Origin of the sequence: Leptolyngbya sp. CCNP1308 (assembly GCF_034932455.1) — a bacterium.
Classification (GTDB): Bacteria; Cyanobacteriota; Cyanobacteriia; order Phormidesmidales; family Phormidesmidaceae; genus Nodosilinea.
In genome coordinates this window covers 1-1,218 of the sequence record NZ_JAYGIH010000062.1, presented here as the reverse complement: position 1 = coordinate 1,218, position 1,218 = coordinate 1, and the positions used below count along the sequence as shown (strand labels likewise).

The 1,218-nt window shown below is 51.1% G+C and carries 1 protein-coding gene; it reads right to left on the bottom strand.

Features of this window, described 5'->3' with window-relative positions; all coding sequences use genetic code 11:
• Nucleotides 1–595: 595 nt before the first annotated feature.
• Nucleotides 596–1,218 (bottom strand): DUF1016 domain-containing protein (locus tag VB780_RS14230; RefSeq protein ID WP_323351821.1); only part of this gene is annotated, 623 nt, incomplete at its 5' end.

Below are 1,218 nucleotides of genomic sequence, written 5' to 3'. Positions count from 1 at the left end.
GGTCTCGGGTTAGGTTGCTGGGGTAGTCTTTACTCATCGTCTCACTCCGGCATTGCTGACATTCATCTGCAACTTATACGGAGTGAGCTTTTTTACTCAAGCCCTAACTTTTCAAACACCCTCTTAGAGAGCTGTTGGGGGACTGAGTGCCTATAGCTCCCATCTGTCAATGCTTTCAGGGTGATTCGAATTGAGGAAAATAGCGGCAATGATTGTCTGATACTGGAAGCCCTTGCATGGTTATGGCACCGGCTAGAGGGGGCACCGCTGTCCTGGATGATAATACAAGCGAACTATAATGACGGATGGATATGGACACACCAGATTTGACTAAACAATTGCTGACCTTAGCCGATGGTCTATCGGAACTAGGTCTCAGTGAGCTGACTGTCCGAAAGGAAGATGGTGAACGCGTTCGTATCGTCTTGGGCGATGAATTTACGCACATGAGGCAAGACTATAAAAAAAGGCGCGATTGAGATGTCCTTGCCTGGTGCGGTCATGGATTTTCGAGGGCTGGATTGCTATGTGTAGCATCCCAGCAAACTCTCATGGAAGGGTGTCCGAAATCGGTGCAAAAGACGGCGTGGCTAGTTCACGTTTCAACCGCTTTATTCTCCTCCAATAGCTCAGTCACCACCGTATCCATCTCCATTTCGAGCTGTTCGATGGTGGGTAGGTTGGCTTTGAGTTGTTCTGGCAGACTGTGGGTGGCAACGGCGATCGGGGTATTGACATTGCGCAGGGCGTATTCTGCAACAGTTTTGTTCTTCGATTTACACAGCACGATGCCGATGGTGGGCTGGTCATCGGGGTGGCGCAGCAGGTCATCCACGGCCGCGACGTAGAAGTTCATTTTGCCTGTGTACTCAGGGCGAAACTCAGTAACCTTCAGGTCAATGACCACATAGCACCGCAGCTTGAGGTGGTAGAACAGCATGTCCATGAAGTACTCATTGCCAGAGACCTCCAAGCGATACTGACTGCCGACGAAAGCAAACCCGACGCCCAGCTCCAGCAGAAAATCCCTAATTCTTTCGACCAGAGCTTTTTCTAGCTCTCGCTCTTGGGTGGCGGAGGTTAGGTTGAGAAAGTCGAAGTTGTCGGGTAGGAGGGCATACGTCGCCGCATCCCTCCCCCCAAAGAACCGGACTTGACAGTTACCCATCATCCGGCTCAAGCCTTCGCCCATGTACATGTCTGTGATTGTGACAGGCT